Origin of the sequence: Yinghuangia sp. YIM S09857, assembly GCF_051388915.1 — a bacterium.
GTDB lineage: Bacteria > Actinomycetota > Actinomycetes > Streptomycetales > Streptomycetaceae > Yinghuangia.
In genome coordinates this window covers 76,684-95,615 of record NZ_JBPKBH010000017.1, presented here as the reverse complement: position 1 = coordinate 95,615, position 18,932 = coordinate 76,684, and the positions used below count along the sequence as shown (strand labels likewise).

General features: G+C 71.8%; 16 protein-coding genes. 6 read left to right on the top strand and 10 right to left on the bottom strand.

Going from position 1 to position 18,932, the window contains the following annotated elements; genetic code table 11:
* Positions 1-207: 207 nt before the first annotated feature.
* Complete coding sequence (locus tag ACRX5S_RS29755) at positions 208-1,158, bottom strand: universal stress protein (protein WP_436776242.1); 951 nt, start codon at positions 1,156-1,158, stop codon at positions 208-210.
* A gap of 286 nt (positions 1,159-1,444) precedes the next feature.
* Here ACRX5S_RS29755 and ACRX5S_RS29750 point away from each other — a divergent pair, with 286 nt between their 5' ends.
* A complete protein-coding gene (locus tag ACRX5S_RS29750; RefSeq protein ID WP_436776241.1) occupies positions 1,445-2,578 on the top strand; it encodes an SPFH domain-containing protein in 1,134 nt (377 codons plus the stop codon).
* Positions 2,578-3,468 carry a hypothetical protein gene (locus ACRX5S_RS29745; RefSeq protein WP_436776240.1) on the top strand — a complete coding sequence of 297 codons (891 nt, stop codon included), beginning with the start codon at positions 2,578-2,580 and terminating at the stop codon, positions 3,466-3,468. The genes ACRX5S_RS29750 and ACRX5S_RS29745 overlap by 1 nt, the downstream gene beginning before the upstream one ends.
* 62 nt (positions 3,469-3,530) lie before the next feature.
* Here the strand turns inward: ACRX5S_RS29745 and ACRX5S_RS29740 are convergent, their stop codons facing one another.
* Positions 3,531-3,725, bottom strand: coding sequence for a DUF2304 domain-containing protein (locus ACRX5S_RS29740; protein WP_436776239.1), 195 nt, complete (start codon positions 3,723-3,725; stop codon positions 3,531-3,533).
* A gap of 352 nt (positions 3,726-4,077) precedes the next feature.
* Here ACRX5S_RS29740 and ACRX5S_RS29735 point away from each other — a divergent pair, with 352 nt between their 5' ends.
* Positions 4,078-5,316, top strand: a complete 1,239-nt coding sequence (locus ACRX5S_RS29735) for a cytochrome P450 (RefSeq protein WP_436776238.1) — start codon at positions 4,078-4,080, stop codon at positions 5,314-5,316.
* 85 nt (positions 5,317-5,401) lie between these two features.
* Here ACRX5S_RS29735 and ACRX5S_RS29730 read toward each other — a convergent pair whose 3' ends face one another.
* The 5 genes from ACRX5S_RS29730 to ACRX5S_RS29710 all read right to left on the bottom strand — a co-directional run bounded on the left by ACRX5S_RS29730 (position 5,402) and on the right by ACRX5S_RS29710 (position 11,554).
* Positions 5,402-6,049, bottom strand: a complete 648-nt coding sequence (locus ACRX5S_RS29730; RefSeq protein WP_436776237.1) for a hemerythrin domain-containing protein — start codon at positions 6,047-6,049, stop codon at positions 5,402-5,404.
* A gap of 350 nt (positions 6,050-6,399) precedes the next feature.
* Complete coding sequence (gene ung, locus ACRX5S_RS29725; protein WP_436776236.1) at positions 6,400-7,092, bottom strand: uracil-DNA glycosylase; 693 nt, start codon at positions 7,090-7,092, stop codon at positions 6,400-6,402.
* A gap of 300 nt (positions 7,093-7,392) precedes the next feature.
* Complete coding sequence (locus ACRX5S_RS29720; protein ID WP_436776235.1) at positions 7,393-7,956, bottom strand: DoxX family protein; 564 nt, start codon at positions 7,954-7,956, stop codon at positions 7,393-7,395.
* Between the two features lie 791 nt (positions 7,957-8,747).
* Positions 8,748-9,770, bottom strand: a complete 1,023-nt coding sequence (locus ACRX5S_RS29715; RefSeq protein WP_436776234.1) for a WD40 repeat domain-containing protein — start codon at positions 9,768-9,770, stop codon at positions 8,748-8,750.
* A 203-nt stretch (positions 9,771-9,973) separates the two neighbouring features.
* Positions 9,974-11,554, bottom strand: coding sequence for a YibE/F family protein (locus tag ACRX5S_RS29710; protein WP_436776233.1), 1,581 nt, complete (start codon positions 11,552-11,554; stop codon positions 9,974-9,976).
* A gap of 771 nt (positions 11,555-12,325) precedes the next feature.
* Between ACRX5S_RS29710 and ACRX5S_RS29705 the strand changes: the two genes are divergently transcribed.
* Both ACRX5S_RS29705 and ACRX5S_RS29700 read left to right on the top strand, forming a co-directional pair.
* On the top strand, positions 12,326-12,907 hold the full coding sequence (locus tag ACRX5S_RS29705) for a hypothetical protein (RefSeq protein WP_436776232.1): 582 nt from the start codon (positions 12,326-12,328) through the stop codon (positions 12,905-12,907).
* A 466-nt stretch (positions 12,908-13,373) separates the two neighbouring features.
* Entirely contained in the window at positions 13,374-14,009 is a 636-nt protein-coding gene (locus tag ACRX5S_RS29700) for a hypothetical protein (RefSeq protein WP_436776231.1), read from the top strand.
* Between the two features lie 27 nt (positions 14,010-14,036).
* On the opposite strand, the gene ACRX5S_RS29695 is transcribed toward ACRX5S_RS29700, so the two are convergent.
* Positions 14,037-14,516: a MarR family winged helix-turn-helix transcriptional regulator gene (locus ACRX5S_RS29695; RefSeq protein WP_436776319.1), complete on the bottom strand. Its 480-nt coding sequence runs from the start codon at positions 14,514-14,516 to the stop codon at positions 14,037-14,039.
* A gap of 169 nt (positions 14,517-14,685) precedes the next feature.
* On the opposite strand from ACRX5S_RS29695, the gene ACRX5S_RS29690 reads away from it, so the two are divergent.
* Positions 14,686-16,218 (top strand): MFS transporter, encoded by a 1,533-nt coding sequence (locus ACRX5S_RS29690; RefSeq protein ID WP_436776230.1) that lies wholly within the window; start codon positions 14,686-14,688, stop codon positions 16,216-16,218.
* Between the two features lie 51 nt (positions 16,219-16,269).
* Here ACRX5S_RS29690 and ACRX5S_RS29685 read toward each other — a convergent pair whose 3' ends face one another.
* Entirely contained in the window at positions 16,270-17,412 is a 1,143-nt protein-coding gene (locus tag ACRX5S_RS29685) for a NosD domain-containing protein (RefSeq protein WP_436776229.1), read from the bottom strand.
* 344 nt (positions 17,413-17,756) lie between these two features.
* Positions 17,757-18,716: an RNA polymerase sigma factor SigF gene (locus ACRX5S_RS29680; protein WP_436776228.1), complete on the bottom strand. Its 960-nt coding sequence runs from the start codon at positions 18,714-18,716 to the stop codon at positions 17,757-17,759.
* Positions 18,717-18,932 lie beyond the last annotated feature (216 nt).

Genomic DNA, 18,932 nt, shown 5'->3' with positions numbered 1-18,932 from the left:
ACTTTTCAATCACTGATTGAAGCGGCGGGCGGCGAACGGCCGCGCGGTCGCGGAACAGGCGGTCGCAGGCCCGCGCCTCGTTGCGATTCGCGCCCGCCACGCGTGGTGGTCGGCGGTTTTTGCCTGGCAGCGGGCGTTCGGTGGCGACGACCAGGCGCGTGCCGGCGTCCGCGGTCACCTGCCCGGCGCCCGCGTCACCCCATGGGTTCAGGCGAGGGGGACGATGAGGACGGGGCTGTGGGCGTGTTCGATCACGGTGTGGGCCACGTGGCCCACCCAGTGGCGGAGCAGGCCGTTGCGGTGGCGGACGCCCACCACGGTGACGGCCGCGTCGGCGGTTGCCTCGACGAGGGTGCCGGCGGCGTCGCCGAGGACGGCCTGCTCGGTGCCGAGGACGTCCGGGTAGAGGCCGCGTACCGGGTCGAGGGCGCTGTCGAGGCAGACGGCGTGGGCCTCGGTGACCGCCTTGAGGTCCTCGGGGCTGGGGCCGGTGAGGCCGATGTAGCCGGGCCAGGCGAATGCGTGGACCGCGGCGACCGGGAGGCCCCAGCGGCGGGCCTCGGCGAAGGCCGCCCGCGCGGTCGGTGCGTCGCCCTCGCCCTGGATGCCGACGACGACCTTGTCGCCGTCGAGGACGAGGTCGCCGTCCTCGCTCGGGTCGCCGTGCTCGCCGCGGACGATGAGGAGCGGGCAGGGGGTGCGGGCGGCGAGGAAGCGGGCGACGGACCCGAGCAGCAGGTCCGCGAATCCGCCGCGGCCGCGGGACGAGACGACCATCAACTCGGCTTCGGCGGCCGCTTCGAGGAGGACGTCGCCGGGCAGGCCGACGCCGACGTCGCCGTCCACCGAGAGGTCCGGGTGCCGGTGCAGGACGCGCGCCGCGGCGGCCTCCACGAGGCGGGCGGCGGCCTGCTGGGCCGGGGGCTCGGGGACCGCGCGGCCCTCGGCGGAGCCCTTCGGGTGCGGGGGCGCGGCGGTGGGGACGCGGACCGCGTGCACGATCCGGAGCGCCGCGCCGCGCCGTACCGCCTCCGCCGCGGCCCGCATGACCGCGCGCATGCCCGGCTCGGATCCGTCGGTGCCGACGACCACCAGGCCCGGGGAGGCGCCTGCGGGGCCGGGGACCGACGGCTTGGCGGTCTCGACTGCGGTGTTCACGTGTTCCTCCACGGCTCGGGCGCACGGTCTGCGCGGGGTGCGCGCGTCTTGGCGGACAGCGGAACGCGTACCCGTTCCGATGGGTATCACCACATCTGGGGCCGCCGGTCCGGCCGATGGTCCCGGCGCGGTGGGACTTTGGGCCTGGCGGGACTTTCCCCGGGCGCCGACGCAACCGACCGCGGCCGGTATTCGTCCCGTTGACGAGCGACACACGCCCTGATTATCGTCACTATGACGACATTAGATCAGCCACGATCCGCCCACCCGCCCCGGGGGAGTTCCGATGGTCCACATCCAGCGTCGCCCGTTCGTCAGCCACCTGCGCGCCGATCCGGTCCAATGGGTGCGCCACCAGCGCAGCGGCGCCGTCGTCCACGAAGGGCCCGGCCTCGCGTTCTGGTTCCGGCCGCTGACCGCGGCGCTCAGCGAGGTGCCGATCGACGACCGCGAGCTGCCCGTGTTGTTCCACGTGCGCACGCGCGACTTCCAGGACGCGACCGTGCAGGGCACCGTGACGTACCGCATCACCGACCCGGGAGTCGCCGCCACCCGGCTGGACTTCGGCGTCGACCCCTCCTCCGGGCAGTGGCGGTCCACGCCGCTCGACCAGCTCGCGTCCCTGCTCACCGAGAGCGCGCAGCAGCACGCGGTCGACACGCTCGCCGCGCTCGACCTGACGGAGGCGGTGACGCGCGGGCTGACCGAGGTGCGCACGCGCGTGGCCGCCGGGCTGTCCGAGGACGCGCGGCTCAGCGACTCGGGGGTGTCCGTTCTCGGCGTGCGCATCACCTCCATCCGCCCCGACGCCGATCTGGAGCGGGCGCTTCAGGCCCCGGCCCGCGAGCGGGTGCAACAGGCCGCGGACGCCGCCGGGTTCGAGCGTCGGGCGCTCGCCGTCGAGCGCGAACGGGCCATCGCCGAGAACGAGTTGCAGAACCAGATCGAACTGGCCCGACGCGAGGAGCAGTTGGTCGAGCGGAAGGGCCTGAACGACCGGCGGCGCGCGGAGGAGGCGGCGGCCGCGGCGCGCATCGAGTCCGAGGCCCGCGCCGAACGCGACCGGCTGGCCGCCGCGACGGCGGCGGAGAACCGGCGCATGCTCGGCGCCGCGGAGGCGGAGGCGCATGCCGCTCATGTGGCGGCGTACGCGAACGCCGACCCGGCGGTGCTGCTCGCCCTCGCGGCCCAGGAACTCGCCGAGCGGTTCCCGGACATCGGGACGCTCAACATCACGCCCGACCTGCTCAGCGGGGCGCTGGCCCGGCTCGGCGAGGTGCGTCCGCCGTCCGGCCCCGACGGGGGCACGCCCGCGCTGAACGCCCCGAACCCCCGTGGCCCGCAAGGCCCGAGGGGCGCTCGGGGCCGACCGGGGGGCGGGCAGGGTCCGCAGGGTCCGATCGTGCAGGACCACACCTGATGGCCCAAGTGCCGCGGGCGGTGTTCGTGCACCGCCAATCCGCACTCCAGGACCTGATCAACCGGCACGGCACGGTCAACCAGGGGCGGTTTTTCCTCAAGAACAAGGGCCTGAGCTCGTCCAGCCTGGAGAAGGGGGCGAACGTCGTCCAGGACGCGCTGGCCCAGGCCGGCGCCCTGGTGCCCGCGCACTGGCGCCGCGGCACCGTGGAACGCGCCGACCTGGACCGCTTCCTCTTCGACGAGCACGACGTCGTCGTGGTCGTCGGCCAGGACGGCCTGGTGGCCAACGTCGCCAAGTACCTCGACGGGCAGCCGGTCATCGGGGTCAAGGCCGATCCGGGCGGCGAGGGACTGCTGACCCGGCATCAGGCCGAGGACTGCACTTGGCTGTTCCCTGCGGTGGAAGCCGGCCGCGCGCGGTGCGAGTTGCGCACGATGGCGGAGGCCCGTACGGACGACGGGCGTTCGCTCACCGCGCTCAACGAGGTGTTCTTCGGCCACCCGACGCACCAGACCGCGCGGTACCGGGTCACCACCCCGGACGGACGCTCCGAACGGCAGGCATCCTCAGGGGTGTTGGTCGGCACCGGAACGGGATCCACCGGGTGGTGCGGCTCGGTGCGCCGCGAACGCCCGGACGCCCCAGCGCTGCCCACGCCCACGCAGGAGCAGCTGTCGTGGTTCGTGCGCGAGGCGTGGGCCTCCCCCACCACCGGAACCGATCTGGTCCACGGCACGCTGGACGGGTCGGCGACGCTGTCGCTGACCGTCGAGTCCGAGGGCCTGGTGGCCTTCGGCGACGGGATCGAGGCGGACCGCCTCGTCCTGTCGTGGGGGGAGCGGGTGGACGTCGGCACCGCCGCGAAGCGGCTGCGCCTGGTGGTGTGACGGGGACTTCAGGGATCGGCCGCTCTGCGGGCGGCCTTGGGCGTGGACGCTCGGGAGCCGCCTCAGAAGTTGAGGTTGCCGAGGAGGTTCGCGACGCTGTTTCCGCTCGTCCGGATGCTCGGCGCGATGGCGGTGCCGGCCAGGTAGAAGCCGAGCAGGGCGCAGACGATCGCGTGCCAGACCTTCATGCCGCCCTTGCGGATGAAGAGGAACATGACAACGCCGAGTAGGACGACGGTGGAGATGTTCAAAGCCATGGGGACTCCTCGAAAGGGCGCAGGGGAAGCGCTGGGGACGGCACGCTTTGCCGCGACCGGGGATGTTGTGGCTTGACCCATGCCTGAGGCGCTTGTGGCGCTCGCGGCACAGCATCGACACGACTACCGAAAGTGTCTATAAAGTAGCAAAGCGTCATCTTTTGCCACGGATCCGGCGCCCCCGCCGACGGCGTGTCCCGGACAGATCACCCGTACGCCCGGACCGTCAGGGAATCTGTCTTCCCCGTGCGCAGGGCCCGTGGCATGCTCCGGGGCACCGCTCCACCGCGTACGTCCCGCGGCCGTACGTCCCGCGCACCGCCCGTACCTTTTCCGTCCTGAGAGGTCCGCCGTGCCCCACCCCGCACCCGCCAGCCCCGACGTCGCCGACCTCGACGTCTACTCCGCCGACGCCTACGAGGACGGCATCCCGCACGCCGCGTTCGCGGCCCTGCGCCGCGACTCGCCGGTCCACCGCCACCCCGACCCCGAAGTCCCCGCGGGCTTCTGGGCGGTGACGCGGCACGCCGACGTCGTGACGGTGTCCCGCAACCCCGAGATCTACTCGTCCCACGAACGGCTGTCGCTGCTGCCGGAACCGGTGGGCGACGCGCTCGACACGCAGCGCCTGATGATGCTCAACATGGACCCGCCGGAGCACTCCCGGCTGCGCAACATCGTCAACCGCGGCTTCACGCCGCGCACCACCCTCACGCTGGAGGGCAAGGTCGAGGAGGCGTGCGAGCGCATCGTCGACGAGGCGGTCGCGCAGGGCGAGGGCGACTTCGTCACGATGGCCTCCGCCGAACTGCCGCTCGTGGTGATCGCCGACCTGATGGGCGTCCCGCAGGAGCACCGGCACCAGTTGTTCCACTGGTCCAACAAGCTCGTGGGCGCGGAGGACCCGGACCTGGGCGAAGGCCTGGAGGCCGGCCAGGCGATTCAGTTGGAGATGTTCCAGTACGCAGACCAGCTCGGCGCCGAGAAGCGCGCCTGCCCGGTCGACGACATCGTCTCCAAGCTCGTCCAGCCCGACCGGGACGGAAACGAGCTCACCGCGCTGGAGTTCGACCTGTTCTTCATGCTGCTCGCGGTCGCCGGGAACGAGACCACCCGCAACGCGATATCCGGCGGGATGCTGGCGCTCATCGAACACCCGGAGCAGTGGGCACGGTTGCGCGAGGACCCGGAGGGCATGGCCGCAACAGCCGCGGACGAGATCGTACGGTGGGTCTCCCCGGTCAACGCCTTCCGGCGAACCGCCGTGCAGGACACGGAGCTCGGCGGGCAGAAGATCGCGGTCGGCGACAAGGTGATCGTGTACTACAGCTCGGCGAACCGGGACGAGGACGTCTTCGCCGACCCGTACACGTTCGACATCGGTCGCGACCCCAACCCGATGCTCGGATTCGGCGGCGGCGGCCCGCACTTCTGCCTCGGACGGCACCTGGCCAAGCTTGAGCTGGAGATCATGTTCAAGACGCTGGCCCGGAAGATCGAACGCGTCGAACTCACCGGCCCGGCGCGGCGGATGCGATCGAACTTCCTCAACGGCGTGAAGGACATGCCGGTTCGGATCATTCCGGCCTGAGGCGGGACGCCCGACCGGGCGGCGATCGGCCGGGTCGGGTCGGGCCCGGCCGCGTCGGGGAGTTCTCCGGCGGAGCGGGTACGCGCTACGCCGTGCCGTACGCCTCGACGCGGCGCCGCACGTACCCCCGCCGCCACGCGACACGCCACATCACGCCCGCCCCGGTCGGCGCCACCCGCAGGATGCGGATGCGTTCGACCGGGTCGGCGTGGTGGAGGTACAGGGCGACGAACGCGGGCATGTCACGGCCCCAGGCGCGCAACGTACGGCGCAGCAGGCGGCGTTGCTCGTGGTTGCCGACGTGACGGCGCATCAGGGGGAACATCTCGCGTTCCTCCTGGTAGGTGTGACGGGCCACCAGATCGTGCAGTCGGCCGACGACCGGGGACCGCTCACGCAGCGGGACCCGCGCGTCCCCGGCACGGCGCATGAGGGTGTCGAGCGAGTCGTGGTCACCCTCCAGCGCGACGAACACCCGTCCCGCGGCGGGCACTCGCACGCGGGCACGCACGCGCGGGTAGACGAACGCGTCCTCTTCGCGGTGGTGCGCGGCCAGAAAGCGCAGCACCAGGGCCAAGTGGTCCTCGACGGCCCGGGATTGGCGGATGTCGGCGGGATTGACCTCGCGCGTGGCGACGGTCAGGCGCGCCAGCTCCTCGCGCAGGGCTCGGTGTGCGACGTAGCCCGTGGTCAGGTCGAGGGGCGCGTACGACCGAACGACGGGGGTTGCCACGGGAGATGCCACGGGGACCGCCAGTGATGTGCGCTAACGCTGCCGATTGGGCAACACAGCTTGGCACAGGGTGGCGTGGCGTTTCGGCGCGACAAGACGGTTTTCCGTCGTTCTCCGAAATTGGTGGGAAGTCGATCGTCCGCGGCGGCACACGGCCTTGGGAGGAGGGATGCCGCCGCGGGGAACGCCCCTCCGCGACCGAAGATGACCGAATCGGCGCCCGAGCGCCGATGTGCGGGGCTGCGACAATCGGATTGCCGCAGTCGAACAGCGGCAATCGGATTGCGGCCATCCGGCTGCGGCCGACGGATTGCGGCCATCGGGCTGCGGAGGGGCGAACGGGCCTGCCGTCAGGCGAGGTTCGGGATCTGCCAGTCGATCTTGTCGTGGCCCATCTTCTCCAGCGCCGCGTCGATCTGCGAGAACGGCTTGCTGCCGAAGAACTTCTTCGCGGACAGCGGCGACGGGTGCGCGCCCTCGACGATCACGTGGCGCCCGGTGTCGATCAGCGCGGCCTTCTTGCGCGCGTGCGCGCCCCACAGCACGAACACCACGGGCTTCTCACGGTCGTTGACCGACTTGATGACGGCGTCGGTGAAGCGCTCCCAGCCCTGGGCCTTGTGCGACGCGGCCTCGTGGGCGCGCACCGTCAGCACCGTGTTGAGCAGCAGCACGCCCTGCTCGGCCCACGGCATCAGGTAGCCGTTGTCCGGGACGGTCAGGCCCAGGTCGGTGCCCAACTCCTTGTAGATGTTGCGGAGCGACGGCGGGATCTTGATCCCCGGCCGCACCGAGAAGCACATGCCGTGCGCCTGGTTGTCGTCGTGGTACGGGTCCTGCCCGACGATGAGGACCTTCACGTCGTCGTAGGCGGTCGCCTCCAGGGCGGAGAACACCTCGCCCTCGGGCGGAAAGACCTGGTGTGCCGCGCGCTCGGCGTCGACGAACGCGGTGAGCGCGGCGTAGTAGTCCGCGGTCAGTTCCTCCGCGAGCACCGGGCGCCACGACTCGGGCAACGTCTGCACAGCACAACCTCCACGCATTGGTACGGCGGTCGGCCCGGGCCGCGGACGGCGGTCCGTCCGACCGGGCGACTTCGTGTGGCTCTTAACGTAGTCGCCCGAACGGACAACGGGGGCGGCGCCTGCCGGTTCGAGTGGTTCGACCGGCGGGCGCCGCCCCCGCGTGCGGAATTGCGGACGCGTCAGACCGTCTCGTCCGGCTTCTCGTCCTTCTGCTCGGGCTTGTAGCAGAGCTTCAGCAGCAGCGCGGCGTTGGCGACNCCCCCCCCCCCCCCCCCCCCCCCCCCCCCCCCCCCCCCCGCGTGCGGAATTGCGGACGCGTCAGACCGTCTCGTCCGGCTTCTCGTCCTTCTGCTCGGGCTTGTAGCAGAGCTTCAGCAGCAGCGCGGCGTTGGCGACGCCGAGGCCCGCGGCGACGAGCGCGGGCTTGGCGCCGGACGACTCGCGGCCGAAGAGGCGGTCGACCGAGTACTTGCCGTTGCCGAGGCCCGCGAGCGCGACCGCGGCGCCGCCGACGACCGCGCAGTACTCCCAGCCGCCCTTGAAGACGAAGTAGCCCTTGCCGCGGTGGTCGGTACGCGCCGCCACGGACATCAGGCCGACGGTCGCCGCCGCGGGCAGCGGGTTCGCGACGCCGAGGGTGAGGCCGACACCGGCGGCCATCTCCGTTCCGGCGGCCATCTTGGCGTGCACCTCGGCCGGCTTCAGACCGAGGGCCTCGAACCACCCGGTGGTGCCCTTGAGGCCACCGGGGCCGGCCACCTTGTTGTAGCCGTGTGCGAAGAGCATCGGGCCGAGGGTGGCGCGCAGCACCAGGGCCGCGACGTCCTTGCCCGTGCCGTCGGCCGCCTTGGCCACCGAGGCCGCCTTCTTCCTGCCGAACATCGCCCACCTCATCTTTTCGCCACCGCGACCGCCGCCGCTTCGGGCGGTACGGCACGCCACGCGGACCGCGGGGGGCCGAGCGGATCTGACCCACCGTCACATTGCCTAGGCAACTTACCGGACGCAACCGGGGGCGCGCCGTGGCGGAGGTCATCCGGATCGGACAGGAAAGTCGTCCCCCGCCCGTTCGGGGACAGAAACGGCACGCGAGCGAATCGCGCACTTGGGCCAAGGATTTGACTCAGTGTCACATTCCGGGGACTGAACGTCGCGAAACGGTTTATCGGACGCGCCACCGACAACGTCGACACAGCCCGATCGATCCGGAGCCGCAGTAGCCCGTCGGCCCGCGGGACCTTTTCACGCGCTGCCAGGCCCGACGCCGCGCGGCCGCTCCACCAGACCGGTGACGAGTTCGGTGACCGCGGCAGGCGGGAAGCGGCAGGTGGCACGCGACCAAGGGAGTCAGGGGTGAAGGGAGCGAAGTTGGCCAAAGAAGCCAAGGGGCCAAGGGGCCTGGGGCCGGGGGCCGGGGGCCGGGGCCAAACGAACCAAGCGGGCCAAACAGACCAAGGGGGTTGAGCAGGTTGAGTGGGTTGAGCGAGTTGAGCGGGTTGAGCAGGCTGAGCGAGTTGAGCAGGCTAAGCGGGGTGCCGCAGGGGCCGGGGGGCCAAGGGAGCTAAGCGGGCCAAAGGAGCCAAGCGGGCCAAGGGAGCCAAGAGAGCCAAGGGAGCCAAGCGGGCCAAGGGGGCCAAGCGGGGCGCCGGAGACGGCAGTGGGCACTGTTTGCGTCACTTTGCTGTGAGTTCGGGGAGATGCTGCGCGGTCACGCGGCCCGAGCGGTCGGCGTGGATCAGGACGTCCGGCCGCAGCCATGCGAGGGCCGTCACCGGGGCCGCGGCGAGGCGGCGGGCCACCGGCGTCGCGGTACGCCGTGCCGAGCCCGCTCGTACGTCCCACATCGACAGCGTCCCGTCGAGCCCGCCCGTGGCGACGACGGCACCTCGCGCGGGACGCCACGCCGACGCGCCCATGGCGACGCGCGCCTCCAGGCGTCGCGGGCGCGGGCGTACGCGGCCTCCGCGGGCCGCGAGGTCCCAGACCGTCAGCCCGGCGTCCACCTCGGCGGCCAGCCACTGCCCCGTGCCGTCGACGCACAGCCCGTCGATCAGGCCCGGCCCGGACGTCGGAAGGTCCTCGTGGGTGCCGCCGATGCCGCGGATGTAGACGCCGGGGCCGTCGCCCGCCGCGCACAGCCACGCGCCGTCGGTGCCGCCCGCGAGCACCCGTACCGGCGCCGGGTACGACCACGCCGCGACACGGCCGCGCGGCGAGAACGCGTGCACCTCGCCGCCGACCGCCACCGCGACCGTGTTGCCCCGGTCGAACCACGCGACGTCGTCTACGGTGACCTGACCGTCGACCGGCCGCCACTGTTCCAGCCCGCGGTCGGCCTCGAAGATGCGCACCGTTCCGCCGCAGGCGACCGCGCACAGGTTCTCGTCAGACCACGCGAAGTGCGCCGGGGCGTCGGTGGTACGCGTCATGACCGCGCCGTCGGCGACGCGCCACAGGGCGTACCCGCGCGGGCCCGCGAGGGCCACCACGCTGCCGTCGGGCGAGAAGCGTACGCGCCGTGCACCGCCCGGCAGGACGATGCGGGCGAGCAACTGCCCTGTGGCCGCGTCCAGCAGGTGCGCGGGGCCGCTCTGGCAGGCGACCACGCACAGGCCGCCCGACACCGCCAACGCGGCCGGTACGTCCTGGATTTGGCGTTCCCACCCCGGAGCGGCCTGCGTTGCCGTCACACCCATCGCGGTCCTTTCGTCCGGTCGCGCGACTCCGGAATCCGCGCCCGCGAATCGCCCCCGCACGGACAGCCTTTCGACGCCGTGTTACGGCTGTGAAAATTTCATCGCTCGGTTCGGTTTCCGGATTGACAGGACGGCGTGGGTTCGATCTTGTGACGGCTCGTCAGGCCACGTGCCGGAGCCCTGCCCTGACCCCTCGGCCGACGTCAGGCGGACGCCCCCTGCTTGCGGCGGCGACCCTTCGGCGCGGCGTGCCCGTGGTGGCCGGACGCCGCAGCCGCCGGTTCGCGGGACGCGACGAACGCGGCAAGTGCCGTGGTCACCGGGACGGATGCGACGAGACCGATGCTGCCGACGAGCGTGCGTACCACTTCCTCCGCGACGATCTCGCTCGTCGCCACGCCCTGGGCGGACATGTCGGAGCCGGAGAAGAGCAGGAGCAGGGGCAACGAGGCACCGGCGTACGCGAGCACCAGCGTGTTGACGGTCGAGGCGATGTGGTCGCGCCCGATGCGCACGCCCGCCCGGTAGAGGTCGCGCGCCCGCAGCGCCGGGTTGGCGTGCTTCAGCTCCCACACCGCCGAGGTCTGAGTCACCGTCACATCGTCGAGTACGCCCAGGGATCCGATGACCACACCGGCGAGCAGCAGGCCGCGCACGTCGACTTCCGAATGCAGCGCGCGGACCATCGACGCCTCTTCCGAGGCCATCCCGGTCAGCCGCGTCAGCCCGATGAACACCTCGCCGAGCACGCCGATCAGGGCCAGACTGACCAAGGTTCCGAGTACGGCGATGGATGTTCGCGCGCTGAACCCGTGGCACAGATACAGCGTCACCAACATGATCGCGGACGCCCCGACCACGGCCACCGGGAGCGGCGAACTCCCTTGCAGTATCGCGGGAAGGACGAACCACACCAGCACGGCGAAGCTCCCGGCGAGGCCGACGAGCGCCATCAGGCCGCGCAACCGCCCTATGGCGACCACCGCTACGGCGAAGATGGCGGCGAGCCACAGCATCGGCTTGTCGCGCTGGAAGTCGACGATGGTCCACTGTGCCTCGGGCGGGGCATCGCCGGCGTAGTCGAGCACGACCTCGTCGCCGACCTTGAGACCCGCCAACCCGGCACCGGGGCTGATGAGTTGACGGACAGTCGTACCGCGGCCCGGGCCTTTGGTGACGTCGACGGAGACGGACGTACAACTGCGATCGGCGTCCGACGGAGCACTGGGCGCCGCGTTGGGCGCGGCATTCTCCGGCGGCACCGCACCGTCCGGCGAGACCGAACTGCCGGGCGGCACAGCACCATCCGACGCCGGAGCGCCCTCCGGCGCCGTCCCCGTAGGCGGCACCGCGGGCGGCCCGGAGCCGTCCGCCCCCGACACCGCCGGGTCGCACGACACGGCCACGGTCGACACCACTTCGCCGTACGCCGTCTCCACCTGCCCCTGGTCCGCGCGGTGCGACTTCGCATCGTGCTCGGGCCACAGCACGAACATCCCGAGCGCCACGACCGCCGCGAACGGGACCAGGATCAGTACCAGAAGGCGGCGTACCCGCTTGGACGCGGGAATGGCCGGGCCGTGCCCATGCCCGTGCGCGTGGCCGCTGTGACCGCTCCCGTCGCCGCCGTCCCGGCCTCCGGACGGGGCGGGGTTTCCTCCGCTCGGCGTAGCATCGCGGTGCGCCGTGTCATGGGACGCGTCGTCTTCGTACGTCCCTTCGTACGCCTCGTCTCCGTACCCGACCCCGGGCCCCGCGGGTCTCGCCGAACCGACCCGCGGCATGGAGCCGGTACCGCCCCGCGTCCCCTCCCCCGCCTGCGGCGGCGGACCGGTGACGCGCCCTCCCGACATGCCGTCCGGGCCATAACCGACTCCGCGCCCATACCCCGGCCCCGGCGGCCGCGCGGGCCCGCGACCCGGCACGGGTCCCTGCGGCCCATACCCGGCAGGCCGCCCGGCCACAGGCGGCCCATACCCCGGCCGAGGCCCATAACCCTGCCCAGGACCAGGCCCTTGCCCGGGCATTGGCCCCGCCCCCGGCCCATGCCCGGGTCGCGGCCCCTGTCCGTGTCCCTGTCCCTGTCCCTGCCCAGCCTGGGGCACTCGCCCGGGGCCGGCCTGGGGAACGCGCCCCGGCCCCTGTCCCGGCGCACGCCCCGGAACCTGCCCCTGTCCCTGCCCCGGAGCCTGGCCGGGAACGCCCCCCGGCGCACGTCCCGGCATGTGCCCTGGTCCAGGCCGGGGAATCGGCCCCGATCCAGGCCCGGGACCCGGCCCGGGCGCCCGCCCGGGATACCTGCGAGGGTCCGGGCCTTGGCCGTACGGACTCCCGGCGTCGGCGGCACGGTCGTCGGTCATGGGTGACCTCCGGTGTGGGGGCCGACACTTTCTCGTACGGAGCGCGCGCCGGGCAAGTCATCCGCATCACCGCAATCCACCACGCGCGAACCTCCGGACCGCCCGCCGACGGCCACCTGGCTCCCCGTTCCGCACGCTCGGCTGCTAGGAAGGTCGCTGACAGTTACTCGGCGATCGAGACGGAAAAGCGACTGCATGCAGCAGAACTCGTCATCCAAGACGCTCCGCCGCGCAGCGGCCGTCGCCATAGCGGCCGGCGCTCTCGCCATCGCGGCCCCCGTCGCGGTACGCGCGGTCCCCGCCCTGCACGACGACCCGCCCCCGGTCCTCGCCGACACCGGCGCCTCAGGCAACGAACCGGCCATCCTCACCGCAGGCGTGGCCATGCTCCTCGGCGGCGCCGCCGTAGTAGGCGCCGCCCGCTTCCGAGCCACCCGCGCCGCCGCCGCAGCCGAGGAAGACGACCTCTGGGACGACGAGGAAGAAGAGTGGGACGACGAGCCTCTTCCTCCAGTCACTCCCACAAGCGCCCCTGAACCACCGGCAGTTCCCCCGCTCTCGCCCCTCCCGGCCGCAGCCTCGGCCGGGCCGAGGGAACCCGACGCCAAGGACGAACCGGCACCTGCCGAAGCAGAAGGGTCCACCCCGCCCAGCCCCCCAGAGCCACCAACCACCGACGACGCCAAGGCCACCGAGTCCAAAGCCGCCAATGGCAGCAAGAACCAGGACGAGGCTCCCATCCCGGAAGACGACTCAAAGGACGAGAAGACCAACTAGCCCACGTCGGGGTTCAAAGCCGAAGCACTGTCCAGTCGGACTGCAACCAGCACAACGGCGTCCCGAAGTGTCCCGGGCGCGCGGACCGCGGCCACCGACCATCGTACGAACGCCCACCGTGAGCCCGAACTCCCGTACATAGCGCGGTTTTTGGGCGAGGAGCAACGTCCGCGTGCAAGGATGCTCCGGTGACTGGAGCAGAAGACTTGGTTGGCCTCGCCGCGAAGTTCGATCGCGGTTCAATAATCGGATACCTCGACAACGTCGAGACCGAGCGCGAGTTGGTGAACAGCACCTTCCCCATGGAGGACTGGCCCCGGCTCACCTTGGACGAATATGCGCTGGGGTCGGCTTCCGGGACGAATCGCAACTTCTGTCGGCTCATGGAGTGCGGCACCCACGCGTTCGGCAGCATCCGTGGCGGGAGCGCCGCCAAGCACATCATCTACCGGCACCACAGCGGTGATTGGCGTCGGCCCGCGCCGCTGCTGAAGGTCGACGTGACGAGGCCTGGGCCCGCGTGCGACACGACTTCGTCTCCGCGTTCGCGGCCTGCAAAGCGGACGACTTCGAGGCGCTGGACGACCTCGAAACGCTCGCCTGCGGACAGGCCCTGGTCACCAAGGCCCTGACGTTCTATTTCCCGGGCAGGTTCCTGCCGATCTTCTCGGCGCAGCATCTGCGAAGGTTCGCGGACATCCTGGATCCCGGAAGCGGCGCGGCCCTGGCCGGGACGCGGACCTGGCAGGCGAATCGGTGGCTGCTCGCCAAGGTGCGGGACTCGGAGGCCTTCGCGGGCTGGAGTCCGCATGAGGTCATGCACTTCCTGTACGAGACCTACGATCCGCGGGTGCCCCCGCTGCATCAGATGCTGACGTACATCGCCGGATATACGCCGCCGTCCGCACCCATGGCCGTGATCGTCCATCCGCATGCGTCGGGTCCAGCCCGGCGGACGCTCAAGGTCGGCGCGCGAGGGCGCACCCCCGTGACGGTCGAAGTGGTGGGCATCGACACCGGGCAACCGCCCGCGCAAGCGCTGTCGCCTCTGGCGGAGGTCATCGGGGAGTTCAAGGATCGGGTGGCCGCGGGGCCCGCTTGACGGGGTGGGGGCCGGGACGGGCAGGTGTCAGTCGCCGGTTCTGGCGCCGGCGGTCAGGTCGGGGCGGGGCCAGGGGTTGGCTTGGGCGGATTCGATGGAGCGGTTGAAGCGGGTGAGGACGTCGAGGAGTTCGCGGCGTTCCTCGGGGCTCCAGTCGCCGAGGACGCGTTCGATGCCGCGGCAGTAGCGTTCGCGGTCGGCGGCGAGGCGGCGGCGGCCTTCCTCGGTGGCGCGGAGTTTGCGGGCGAGGCCGCCGTCCGGGTCCACGATGCGTTCCGCGAGGCCGCCGCGGAGGAGGGCGGCCACCTGGCGGTTCACGGTGGAGGTGTCGAGCTTGAAGGCGTCCGCGAGTTGGCCGATGGACATCGGGCCCTCGGCTTCGAGTCGGCTGATGAGCAGGTACGCCGACCGTTCGAGCGGCTGCCCCTCGACATCGCGGTTGACCATCACCTGATGCCGGGCCAGGAGCATGCACTCACGCTCGATGCGGGCCAGCACGTGGTCCAGCACGTCGTCCTCCCTCGGGTCGCTTACTGCCGGAACGCCCGTCCGTCGCACGAGGTTCCGGGCATTTTCCCACTTCTTGGCGCCCCCGAAGTATGCACGATACACAATATGTGTATCGTGCATACGGAACCACACCCGCCGCTCCAGGGCGGGGAGCCTCGGAGGGCACATGAACACCGCACCACCCGCAGACGCGATCACCGCGGGCCCCGGAGGCGACACACGGCGCAGCCCCGGGGTCATCGTCACGGTGCTCGCGTTCTGCGGCATCGTCGTCTCGCTGATGCAGACGCTCGTCGTCCCGCTGCTCACCGAACTGCCCCGGCTCCTGGACACCTCGGCCTCCAACGCCTCCTGGGTGGTCACCGCGACCCTGCTCTCCGGCGCGGTGTGCACGCCGGTGATGGGACGCCTCGGCGACATGTACGGCAAGCGCCGCATCCTCGCCCTCTGCCTCGGCATGCTCACCACCGGCTCGGTGATCTGCGGGCTCAGCGACTCGATCCTGCCGATGATCGCCGGCCGTATCCTCCAGGGCGCGTCGTTCGGCGTCATCGCGCTCGGCATGAGCCTGATGCGCGACGAGCTGCCGCCCGCCCGGCTCGGCCCGTCGGTGGCGCTGATGAGCGCCACGCTCGGCATCGGCGGCGCGGTCGGCCTGCCGGTCGCCGCGGTGGTCGCGCAGAACGCCGACTGGCACATGCTCTTCTGGGGCGCCGCCGCCCTCGGCGCGATCGACATCGTGCTGGTGCTCCTGCTGGTCCCCGAGTCGCCGGTACGCACCCCCGCGCCCTTCGACTTCGTCGGCATGCTGGGCCTGTCCGCGGGCCTGGTGTCCCTGCTGCTGGCCATCTCCAAGGGCGCCGACTGGGGCTGGGGCAGCGGCCGTACGCTCGGACTCTTTCTCGCCGCGCTGGTCATCCTCCCGCTGTGGGGCTTCGGCGAACTGCGCACCGCCGCGCCCCTGGTCGACCTGCGCGTCAACGCCAAGCCGCAGGTGCTGTTCACCAACCTCGCGTCCATCGTCATCGGCTTCGCGATGTACGCGCAGTCCCTCGTCTTCCCGCAGGTCCTGATGCTGCCCGAGGAGTCCGGCTTCGGCCTCGGCAAGTCGATGGTGGTCACCGGCCTCGTGATGGCCCCGGCCGGCCTGGTGATGATGTTCGTGTCCCCGCTGTCCGCGAAGCTGTCGGCGGCCAAGGGCCCCAAGGTGTCCCTCCTGGTCGGCAGCGCGGTCACCGCGCTCGGCTACCTGCTTTCCATCGTGATGCTGGACGCGGTGTGGAAGATCGTCGTCGCGGCCTCGGTGTCGGCGGCCGGCTGCGCGCTCGCGTACTCCGCGATGCCGGCGCTCATCATGCAGGCCGTCCCGGCACGGCAGACGGGCGCGGCGACCGGGCTCAACACGCTGATGCGCTCGATCGGCACGTCGAGCTCGGCCGCGGTGATCAGCATGATCCTGGCGAACATGACGGCGACGCTCGGCGGCCGGGTGATCCCGTCGCTGGACGGCTTCCGCACGAGCCTGTGGGTCGGCTTCGCCGCCGCGGTCGCCGCCACCCTGGTCACGCTGCTGATCCCGGCCCGCAGGACGGCGCCGGAGGCCGCGGCGGGCGTGGGCCCGGACACGGAGGCGGCAAAGGCACCCGCCGCACCGCGCCCCGCCCACGACGCGGCCGGCGCCACCGCCCCGGCGAGCTGACGACCCCACTCACGGCCGACAACCCGCCCAGGGGCGGCAACTGACGCCCGCTCAGGGCCGGTACTCGTGCGCCCCGGCCGTCGCACCCTCCGCCGGGACCGGCGCCCCCGTGATGTCCTTCGTGTACCCGGTCGGCTCGCCGCGCCCGATCGCCGGGCTGCCGGACCGCGGCCGCAGGTCGTCCGGGCCCGTGAAGCGCGGGTCGTCGAAGACCGAGTCGGGTCCGGCGTCGAACTGGTGCTGCGAGCCGTCGTAGACGCCGGAGTCCTCGGCGCCGCCGTCCTCGTACCCCGTCTTCCCGCCGACCGCGATGACGTTGTTGCGCAGCTTGAGGATCTCGGCGTCGCAGCCGCCGTGGCACACCCACCCCTGCGACCCGGCGCCCGGCAGGTACACCGAGTTGTTCAGCACGAGCGTGCCGCGTACCGGGCCGAGGCCGGTGTCCGGGCCGCGCGTGACCAGGAAGCTGCCGTGCTCGTGCTCCGAGGTGACGACGTTGTACGCGAACACGTTGCCGTGCGCCGTCTTCCCCGTGTCGTGCCCCAGTTCGGTGGACGTTTCGTTGTCGCGCGTGACGTTGTACTCGACGCGGTTGCGGTCGCCGTCGTAGATCTCGACCGCGGCACCGTCGTACCCGTAGTCGTGGCTGGTCGCGTACCTCCCGGTGATCGTGTTGCCGGTGATCAGGTTGTCGTCGCCGTTGAGCAGCACCCCGAACGCGCCCGAGTCGTCGTCGCCGCCCGGGTCGTCCACGCTCATCTTGTTGTTGTCGATCAGCTCGGACCCGCGCACGGTGTTGTGGTGCGCGGGTCCGGCGATGGACACGCCCACGACGTTGCCGTCCGCGCGGATGCCCAGGAGCGTGTTGTGGTGGCCCTTCTCGATCTGGACGCCCGCCCGGTCGCAGCCGATCAGCCGCAGGTCCCGGACGGTCCAATACGAGCCGGTCAGCGTCACGCAGTTGGCGCCGCCGCCGATGACCGGGCGAGCGCCGGTACCGTACGCCCCGACCGTCAGCCGCGCCCCGGCCTTGCCGCTGCGGGAGAGCGCGAGATCGCCGTTCCGTTTCTGGCCGCGCTTGAAGAGCACGGTGTCCCCGGGCTGGAGCGCGGCCCCGGAGACCTTGCCGAGCGTGCTCCACGCGGTGGCGGCCGAGGTGCCGGCACGGCTGTCCGATCCGGCGGCCGCGTACATGGTGCCCGCGGCGGACTCGGCCTCGGCGTCGAAGGGCGACGGCGCGGCCGCCGCGCCGGCGGCCAGCAGTAAGGCGGCTCCTGAGGCCGTCGCCTTGCGCTGGCCGATTCCCGAAAAGGCCCATTGTCTGTCCTTCCGAACGCTTGGATGAGAGCGGCTTCGGCCGGACCCGCGGCAAGAGCGGTGCGCGCCGGTCGTGCGGTCCGGCGCCAGGAAGGTAGGTCCGCCTCCGCACGGGCGTCCACGCACCATCCGCGCGTCGCGCACGGAGTATCCACAGCACGCCGAAGGGGCGGCGCGGCCACCGTGCGGGCCGCACCGCCCCTTTCGGGTTCCGGAACCGATCAGCTCGGCACCATCAACCGCTCCCGCAGCGAAGCGAGCGTGCGGGCCAGGAGCCGGGAGACGTGCATCTGCGAGATGCCGACGCGCTCGCCGATCTGGGCCTGCGTGAGGTTGCCGTAGAAGCGCATGACGAGGATCGCGCGCTCGCGGCCCGGCAGTTCGGCGAGCAGCGGGCGCAGCGCCTCGCGGTATTCGACGAGGTCCAGCTCGTGGTCCTCGGCGCCGAGTCGGTCACCGACGGTCTCCTGCCCCTCGGCGTCGCCGTACGCGGTCTCGTCGAGCGACGTGGCCGTGTAGACCGTGCACGCGTCCAGGCCCTCGACCACCTCCTCCTCGGTGATGCCGATGCGCTCGGCCAGTTCGCGCGGGGTGGGCGTACGGCCGAGGGTGGCGGTCAGCTCGTCGGTCGCGCGCAGCAGCTCGGTGCGCAGTTCGCGCAGGCGGCGGGGCACCCGCACGGACCACGAGGTGTCCCTGAAGAATCGTTTGATCTCCCCGATGATGGTCGGCATCGCGTACGCCATGAAGCTGCTTCCGCGGTCCGCCTCATAGCGGTCGATCGCCTTGATGAGGCCGATCGTGCCCACCTGCACGATGTCCTCGACCGGTTCGCCGCGGCGCCGGTAGCGGCCCGCGGCGTGCCGCACCATCGGGAGGTTGAGCTCGACCAGCAGGCCCCGCACGTAGCTGTGCTCGGCGGTCCCCGGCTCCAGGGTGGCGAGCCGGGCGAGCAGGGCGTCGCCCGCCTCCCGGGCGAGCGGCGTGGGCAGGTGGTTGAGCAGTTGCGGGTACGCGAGCAGTTCGTCGATGTTGACCGCCGACGTGACCGGTGCCTGCTCCTCGTCGTCGGAGGACTCGGCGGGGCGGTCGGCAGCGGGCACGCTCGCGGGCTCGGTCGCCGCGGCCGACGGGCGTTTGCCCCGGGCCACGGCGGCGTCGTACTCGAGGCGCACAGCCATACAGGTCTCCAAAACCGGACGGACAGACACCGAAACCCCGAGCGGACACTGAGTCTGTGACGCCGGACACGTAAGGGCAAGAGGCCCGACGGGTTACGGAAGCATCCAAAACACCACAAAACGCACTTCTACGGGCGTAAACGCGCGCAAAGAGCGTCGGAAAAACTGATGAGACGCCGTCCGTTCGGCCCAACCCGGCCGCAAAACGACGCCGCG

What these genes read in the sequence shown, in the direction of transcription:
- ung (WP_436776236.1), bottom strand. Translation starts at nt 7,092, where the DNA reads ATGCGTGGAGGTTGTGCTGTGCAGACGTTGCCCGAGTCGTGGCGCCCG.
- ACRX5S_RS29715 (WP_436776234.1), bottom strand. Translation starts at nt 9,770, where the DNA reads ATGGGTGTGACGGCAACGCAGGCCGCTCCGGGGTGGGAACGCCAAATC.
- ACRX5S_RS29740 (WP_436776239.1), bottom strand. Translation starts at nt 3,725, where the DNA reads ATGGCTTTGAACATCTCCACCGTCGTCCTACTCGGCGTTGTCATGTTC.
- ACRX5S_RS29745 (WP_436776240.1), top strand. Translation starts at nt 2,578, where the DNA reads ATGGCCCAAGTGCCGCGGGCGGTGTTCGTGCACCGCCAATCCGCACTC.
- ACRX5S_RS29710 (WP_436776233.1), bottom strand. Translation starts at nt 11,554, where the DNA reads ATGCCGCGGGTCGGTTCGGCGAGACCCGCGGGGCCCGGGGTCGGGTAC.
- ACRX5S_RS29750 (WP_436776241.1), top strand. Translation starts at nt 1,445, where the DNA reads ATGGTCCACATCCAGCGTCGCCCGTTCGTCAGCCACCTGCGCGCCGAT.
- ACRX5S_RS29720 (WP_436776235.1), bottom strand. Translation starts at nt 7,956, where the DNA reads ATGTTCGGCAGGAAGAAGGCGGCCTCGGTGGCCAAGGCGGCCGACGGC.
- ACRX5S_RS29690 (WP_436776230.1), top strand. Translation starts at nt 14,686, where the DNA reads ATGAACACCGCACCACCCGCAGACGCGATCACCGCGGGCCCCGGAGGC.
- ACRX5S_RS29705 (WP_436776232.1), top strand. Translation starts at nt 12,326, where the DNA reads ATGCAGCAGAACTCGTCATCCAAGACGCTCCGCCGCGCAGCGGCCGTC.
- ACRX5S_RS29680 (WP_436776228.1), bottom strand. Translation starts at nt 18,716, where the DNA reads ATGGCTGTGCGCCTCGAGTACGACGCCGCCGTGGCCCGGGGCAAACGC.
- ACRX5S_RS29685 (WP_436776229.1), bottom strand. Translation starts at nt 17,412, where the DNA reads ATGTACGCGGCCGCCGGATCGGACAGCCGTGCCGGCACCTCGGCCGCC.